The 6,611-nt window shown below is 29.7% G+C and carries 8 protein-coding genes and 1 pseudogene; 4 read left to right on the top strand and 5 right to left on the bottom strand.

The genetic code is table 11. The features are described from left to right. The first annotated feature begins 32 nt into the window (after positions 1-32). Positions 33-1,517, top strand: a complete 1,485-nt coding sequence (locus RH98_RS14410) for a hypothetical protein (protein ID WP_050996166.1) — start codon at positions 33-35, stop codon at positions 1,515-1,517. Between the two features lie 227 nt (positions 1,518-1,744). Here RH98_RS14410 and RH98_RS14405 read toward each other — a convergent pair whose 3' ends face one another. Further along, positions 1,745-2,260, bottom strand: coding sequence for a dihydrofolate reductase family protein (locus RH98_RS14405; RefSeq protein WP_010256738.1), 516 nt, complete (start codon positions 2,258-2,260; stop codon positions 1,745-1,747). 84 nt (positions 2,261-2,344) lie between these two features. Between RH98_RS14405 and RH98_RS14400 the strand changes: the two genes are divergently transcribed. Beyond that, positions 2,345-2,686, top strand: coding sequence for a winged helix-turn-helix transcriptional regulator (locus RH98_RS14400; protein WP_010256735.1), 342 nt, complete (start codon positions 2,345-2,347; stop codon positions 2,684-2,686). A gap of 37 nt (positions 2,687-2,723) precedes the next feature. On the opposite strand, the gene RH98_RS14395 is transcribed toward RH98_RS14400, so the two are convergent. From RH98_RS14395 to RH98_RS14385, 4 genes are all read right to left on the bottom strand, one after another. Then, positions 2,724-3,734 (bottom strand): hypothetical protein, encoded by a 1,011-nt coding sequence (locus tag RH98_RS14395; RefSeq protein ID WP_010256731.1) that lies wholly within the window; start codon positions 3,732-3,734, stop codon positions 2,724-2,726. Between the two features lie 164 nt (positions 3,735-3,898). Next, positions 3,899-3,991 (bottom strand): ADP-ribosylglycohydrolase family protein, encoded by a 93-nt coding sequence (locus RH98_RS16130; protein WP_010256728.1) that lies wholly within the window; start codon positions 3,989-3,991, stop codon positions 3,899-3,901. Between the two features lie 71 nt (positions 3,992-4,062). Continuing rightward, positions 4,063-4,440 carry an ADP-ribosylglycohydrolase family protein gene (locus RH98_RS16125; protein ID WP_237717548.1) on the bottom strand — a complete coding sequence of 126 codons (378 nt, stop codon included), beginning with the start codon at positions 4,438-4,440 and terminating at the stop codon, positions 4,063-4,065. A gap of 417 nt (positions 4,441-4,857) precedes the next feature. After that, complete coding sequence (locus tag RH98_RS14385; RefSeq protein ID WP_010256725.1) at positions 4,858-5,694, bottom strand: RteC domain-containing protein; 837 nt, start codon at positions 5,692-5,694, stop codon at positions 4,858-4,860. Between the two features lie 41 nt (positions 5,695-5,735). Here RH98_RS14385 and traM point away from each other — a divergent pair. Continuing rightward, positions 5,736-6,056, top strand: a pseudogene (traM, locus tag RH98_RS14380) (conjugative transposon protein TraM); the annotation flags it as partial. A gap of 23 nt (positions 6,057-6,079) precedes the next feature. Further along, positions 6,080-6,611 (top strand): DUF8473 domain-containing protein (locus RH98_RS14375; RefSeq protein ID WP_010256721.1); only part of this gene is annotated, 532 nt, incomplete at its 3' end.

The raw sequence follows: 6,611 nt of genomic DNA, 5'->3' as shown, positions 1-6,611 counted from the left end.
CAAATATTCCTTTTTTCTTACAGTACATAATTATGTTTATTTTTGGTTTTGTACTAGTAAATGTCTATGCTGTTTATCCTGGAAATGCTGCAGAAATTTACAGTACGTTAGGATGGTCTTCTGGGGTGATTACCAGTGCTAATAACACAATGATTATTGGGATGGCCCTGACTTTTCCTATTATCTTAAGGGTTAAAATGGTATTAAAAGCTCAGGTGAAATTGTTTTGGGGGTGTTTGCTTTTAGCCTCCCTATCGATCGTATCCATTTACAATACAAGTTATGTAATGTTACTAGTGATTAGCTTTAGTATGGGGGTGATTAAAATGAACTGTCTCTCTGAATTTACTTTGCTTTTCATTACTATCGTTACTCAAAAAACAGGAGCGAAGATAAAGTCTTATTCCTATTTCTATGCAGTGCTTTACGCTATAGTAGCTATGGGAACGTTTGTGTCAATCTACACTGCTTATGGATTTAGTTGGGAGAGAACTTGTGTGGTTTTTGCAATTCTACTTGTACTATGTGCAATATTGACACTCTTTACTACACATACTGCTAATTTTTCAAAATTTTATCCACTGTATTATATTGATTGGTTTAGTGTTGCTTGTCTTAGTTTAGGCTTTGCTTTGTGGAGTCATTTGTTTGCTTTTATTCAAGAATACAATTGGTTTTATGGAGATTATAGAGGGAGTCTTTATGGAATAGGTGGACTATTACTGATTGTACTGGGAATGGTTAGACAGCGCTATTTGAAGCGACAATATTGGCAATTGATAACTATGCGAAAGCGCAATGTTTGGGTGGCGGCTATCTTTATTTTCACCATTGGCATATACCAAGGAGCTAGTGGGTTTGACAATCTAATAATGTCATCAATATTGCAATACGATACACTAACAGTAGGAAGAGTGAATTTAGTAATGATCCCTGGTTCTTTGCTTGCCGGAGCTATTGGATTAATGCTACTTAAGAAAGATAATCGAGGACTAAAAACATTTATCATATTGGGATTTAGTGTTTTTATTTTGCAATACCTAGTTTCTTATTTTTATATTAATCTACAGCTCACGATTACTTATTTTTATTTTACGCATTTTATGCGTGCTTTAGCAATTGGGATATTATATATTGGTTTGTGGCATTATCTTACTATGGGGTTGGAGTTAAATGACTCACTTTCTATTATGTCATTAATGTTGATTGTACGAACATTTTTAGCCTTGGCTATTTTCTCCTCACTGTACAGCTATTTAAGTTATGTTTTACAAAAAACAAGTATCAGTGATCAGGCTTTATTTATTAATTTTTCATACGTAGAAAATAGAGCAAATTTATCTTTATCTGCAATACAACAACAAACATTATTGGCGTCGTTTAAAACAATTTATGGCTATATTTTATTAGTTTCAATACTTGTTATGACAACTGTAAGTTTACATGGATTTGGTTTATCTAAATGGAGGTTATCAATACAAATGCGACGTTCTTGGGTAAAGATAAATAAGAGGTAATAAGTTGTGCATATATAAGGTATTAAGTAATTTTTAAAAAAGTACGTTTAGAGGCATATTACAATCTAGTAAATAATGTAGAATTAGAAGTTATAAATAGCCTTAGATTTAATTCCTAAGGCTATTTAATAGTACTCTTACTTTATCCTTTTACAAAACTTTTGCTGTTTTTAATTTAAACTGTAGATTTCACTATCTAAAATATTACAAGTTTGTTTAATTCAATGTCAATTTTTGGACCTTGTAAAATGCAACTCAATAAATCCATTGTGTTCCTTATGGGTTACAATATTAAACTTTGTACCTAAGTTATTTTGTACTCCTAAAACGTCACTTTCTCCAATAATCAAGGGATTGATATTAAGATAAAGATCTGTTACTAGTTCTTGGTCTATAAAAGCGTTGAAAGTACTAGTTCCGCCACCAATAGCTAGTTCTGTAATTCCTTTTGTAGTCATATAGGCTATTACCTCTTCGGGACTACTAACAAAAGTATATCCATCCTTAGAATAGTTTTGATTCGTAGACAATACAATAATCTCTATTCCCTTAAAGAGAGCTTTAACCTCTTGAGGAGAATTTTGAAAGCTTTTAAAGGTATTAAATCCTATTACTAAATTTCCAATTTGATGTGCTATGTCAAGATAGAAAGTTAAGGCTTCTGTAGGTAGTTGGTATAAAGGATTATCTGACACTAATACTTTACCATTGATTGAGATATTGGCAATTAAAGCTATTTTCATGTTATAGTTTTTAAAATAACTACAAATCTAAAACACAGTTATTTTATATTTGCTATGACTTACCTCAAGGATAGTAACTAGATAATGAAAAGCGATAACCTAGACAAACAGACAATTTTAGCACTAAGAGATGCTATTGAGCTACTTAGTGGAAAATGGAAATTTTGCATTCTTCATAATATTCATATAAATCAAGTAATGCGGTTTAAAGATTTGCAACAGCATGCTAAGGAAATTTCGCCTAAAGTCTTGTCTAAAGAATTGCAAGTGTTGGAAGATAATTTATTAATTACTAGAACAGTTAATTCCACTAAACCAATCACAGTATCTTATCGATTAACAGAACATGCTTTGGAAATTTATCCAGTTCTACAAGCTTTAATTGCGTTTGGTAAAAAGCATAGAAACTTAATTATAGGTAAATAGAATAAAGCTAATGTTTATGTGTTACTAAATCTAATTACTAAAAATCTATTTCAATAATATAATGCTCAGGAAGTTTAAAACCATTTTTCTTGGCGCTTATCCATAAAGGAGGAAGAAATATTTTTTTTCTTCTTTCATCAACTTTATCTATATTTTTTATATAAGAAATTTGCTTAATAGTATTTCTATACTTTTCTATATTACCATCAAATTCAATTGGATCTGTGATTGTTTCATAAATTTGATCTTTGCCTAATCTTCGTTCTGTATCATCAATAATAATAGCATATTGATAAGGAGATAAGTTTCCAAGTTTAACCATTTCAAGTAAAAATAATTGATATTCTTCTTTTTTATAGGTTGTAATTTGAGCAGAGTGAATTAAACAATTTATAAATAGATCATCATTCCAAGTATCCGTCTGTTGTCTGTTGATATCCTGTCCAGCATGATATACATTTAAAAAAAGGTCTTTTGTACTTTTCCATAAGGCTTCTTGTAAATATAGTTGTTGAGCTTGATCTGTAGTATGACTTGTATATTTTCTAGTATTGGTAATTAAAAACTCAAGAGATTTAAAAATAGACAAATATTGATCTTTTGTAAAATCAATATTTTTGAGGTACTCATTTCTATATAAAAGATAAATAGAGTCCAATTCTTTTTGATATTTGGGAATTGGTAGATAAGTTTCTCTACTAGCTTTAAAATAGTGCTGATCTTCTTCTAAGTATACTGGAATTTCACTTTCTTTTTTATAACCACTGAGAACCAGTAATTCTAGTAATTTATTAATTTTGTCTTTGTTGTTTAACTTCTCATTCAATTTAATAGCATCTATAATATCATCAGGGAAAGGAAAGGCTGTTAAAAAGGCTTTGTCATATTCTTGAGAGGCCATCTTTGTATTGTTTTCTGCATCTAAATGCTGTGCCTTGTTAATCAAGTTATAATAAGCAGTATAATCCTTTTTTTGAGCTAACAATCTATTGGTTGAAATAAATAAGATAAAAAATAAAATCAGGTTGAGTTTTGTATTGCTTTTCATAAATTTAGTTGTTTTATGGTTTCTATTACAGTAGCTCAAGTTTAAAAATTAAAGCTATATTATTAAGAATAAGACGCCCGTAGAAGAAAATGTTACACAATAAATAAAAAAAAGATAATATATGTTTTCGTAAAACAGATTAGTTAACTTGTTTTACACCAATACTATAGTAATGGAATACTCTTAAATCCATATAAAATACTAGCCAAAGCTCCTGTAATCACTCCATTTATATCAGTGTCTTTACCTAAGAACATAACTTTTAAATAGCCTCTTCATAGCTATTTGTAGTAAGTAGAGTTTGAAGAGCAATTTCTGAGCTCCCCAACTACAAATCTTCTATTATTAAATTCACTTGGATCAATCTCTTTAAAACTAGGAGAGAAGATACGCTAAAAGTATTCATTTTCCTGATACATATAGAGGCTAAGTCTTTTATAAGATTTTCATGTGCCAGATGTGCATCTTTAGTTAAATCAAGATGTTTGGCATAGATAATATAAATAAAATAGCTATAGATAGCTATTTTATGTGCATGAGTTAAGCTACTAAAGTTACTGATATGGCTGTAAGGATCTGTAATGTTCTTGTTATATAAGAGCGGAAAGAGCAGAGGAGATATACGTATTAAAGAGCCATTTCCATTGTCACGATCTGTGTTGAGTCCTGCTGTTCTCCAATTATAGTTATTTGCAAAATTTTCAATTGCAAATAGAGTTGTTCTACCAATATCAAAAGTATCCCCATCTGCAGGTCCAATAACCTTCTTTCATCCAATCTTTAAAACGATGCATTAAATCATTTAAATCAGTCTCTTTTGAGGCTAAATATTCTGCTATACAAAAGTAAGAGAAGAATCGTCACTAAAGGTTCCAACAGGTTTATGTCAAGAACCAAACCCAGTTAATATATAAGGCTCGTTTTGATAATTAATTCTAACAGATTCTATTACACCAAATAGGATATCTTGTGCTAAGTTGGACATATTATACTTGTTTTTTAAAGATTGTCTCTCAAAATTAAATCATATAAATGGCAACCCAAACTCTAAAGAAAGGATTTTTTGTTTTTTATAGAAAAGCCTTAGTTGATAATTACTAAGGCTAGAAATAATAGTTTAATTTCAATATTCTTTTTCCATATACTCTACCAACACTTCCTTTAGTTTATCTAAATAACATGTTTTGGATTTAGCTCTTGTTTTCATACGGTGAAAAGCATGATGTATATCTAGGAGTTTTATACCAAATAACTCTTGAAATAAAAGCGCTATTTTACGTATTTCTCCTTTACCATTATTAATTGATCCTGAGAGATAAAGTGCGTAAATAAGCTCTATGAGCGCATTTTTAGACTCAGACCATACTAAATTAGATGATGAAATTGAATTGTTACCAACATCATATTCTTGTATTTTTTCATGAAGGTAATTTTGAAGTATGTCATGAGCCACAATATGAGCTATCTTATAGTCATAATAGGTCGAGAACAGAGAATCTATTTCAAATATAAAGCTATTTATACCAATGAGTAAATCTATTTTACCAAGAGTAAAGTATTCGATGTCTTTGTCTGTTCTATTAGCATTATAGTATTTATAAAAATCATTATTAGCAAAATACTTTTTATACTCAAGGTTTAGTTCTTCTAAGTGCTTATGGTAGTATTTATTTTTAATGACAAGATATATCGGACAATTTGTTTCAATTTTATACACCTTGTTATAAAAGATTAGTTTTCCTAAGACTTGAGATTTGATTACTTTAAAGAATTCTATTTCATCTGTTTGATTTGAAAAACCTACTAGAAATATTTTTTGTTTTAGATTCATAAGTAGAAGTCTTAAAAAATGAATCATTTCGTAAGCTTTTGAAATAGGATTCGAATCAATTAAGTTTAGTTCAATTTCTTTTGTTTTGATTGTTTTCAATACACTTTTGTAAAGAGCATTTTGTGTCATAATTGTTGAGTTTTGGTTGGTTAATTATTGACAGTAACACTAGATTAGAACTCATTGTAAACTCTATTAAAATCGACAATAGCATCATAGAAACAGAGCTTATTGGTTATGATAATTATGGACAAAAAGGCTTAGAGGTACTAGACCTTCAAGAAATAAGCGCCTCAAAAGAAATCATTGCCAATATGGGACAAACGGCAGGAACAAGTATTTCTATGAGCAGGTCAGCCTCAGATCAAATAGCAGGGGATCTAACTAAAGGACTTATTCAAGGCGTATCAGGTTACTTTTCAAAGAAAGTAAAAACTCAAAGAGTAACCCTAAAACAAGGGCAAGAGCTGTTTCTTGTACCTAAAGAATAACAATCAAGTAAAAACAAATCATTATGAAAACAATCATTAAATATATATTACTGTGTTTACTAACTGTAAATACAATAATTGCTCAAGAGAGTAAAAAGTCTATCAACTTATTTAATGCTGAGGTGACTCCTTATATCATTGAACTGACTCAAAACAAAACCACTCATATTCTATTTCCAAGTAGTATTGAATATGTGGACTTAGGAAATAGTGAGATTATAGCCAATAAAGTAGAAGCTACTTCTAGTGTTCTTCGATTAAAAACCGTAAAAGAGGATATTTCACCTACAAACTTTACTGTAATTACAAACGATGGTAAATACTATAGTTTTGATGCTAGCTATAATGAAGAACCAATACAACTTAGCTATGATTTAACTGAGTTTGAAAAACAAAATAGTAAACAAAAAAGTGAAGTGTTATTTAAAGATTTAGGCTCTACCAGTTCAAGTTTAGCTTATCTTTTTATGAAAGCTATTATCAAGCCTCATAAAGCATTAGGCAATAAATCTCCTAAAGAATATAAGCCCAGATTTAATGAAGAATTTAAATGGA

Origin of the sequence: Myroides injenensis M09-0166 (genome assembly GCF_000246945.1) — a bacterium.
GTDB lineage: Bacteria > Bacteroidota > Bacteroidia > Flavobacteriales > Flavobacteriaceae > Flavobacterium > Flavobacterium injenense.
Note: the sequence above shows the minus strand (reverse complement) of the source record. Positions and strands in the feature narration are given on the sequence as shown.

Excerpts from the sequence above, each read along its gene's own strand:
- RH98_RS14410 (WP_050996166.1), top strand. The coding sequence starts at position 33 with ATGTTTATTTTTGGTTTTGTACTAGTAAATGTCTATGCTGTTTATCCT.
- RH98_RS14405 (WP_010256738.1), bottom strand. The coding sequence starts at position 2,260 with ATGAAAATAGCTTTAATTGCCAATATCTCAATCAATGGTAAAGTATTA.
- RH98_RS14400 (WP_010256735.1), top strand. The coding sequence starts at position 2,345 with ATGAAAAGCGATAACCTAGACAAACAGACAATTTTAGCACTAAGAGAT.
- RH98_RS14395 (WP_010256731.1), bottom strand. The coding sequence starts at position 3,734 with ATGAAAAGCAATACAAAACTCAACCTGATTTTATTTTTTATCTTATTT.
- RH98_RS16130 (WP_010256728.1), bottom strand. The coding sequence starts at position 3,991 with ATGTTCTTAGGTAAAGACACTGATATAAATGGAGTGATTACAGGAGCT.
- RH98_RS14385 (WP_010256725.1), bottom strand. The coding sequence starts at position 5,694 with ATGACACAAAATGCTCTTTACAAAAGTGTATTGAAAACAATCAAAACA.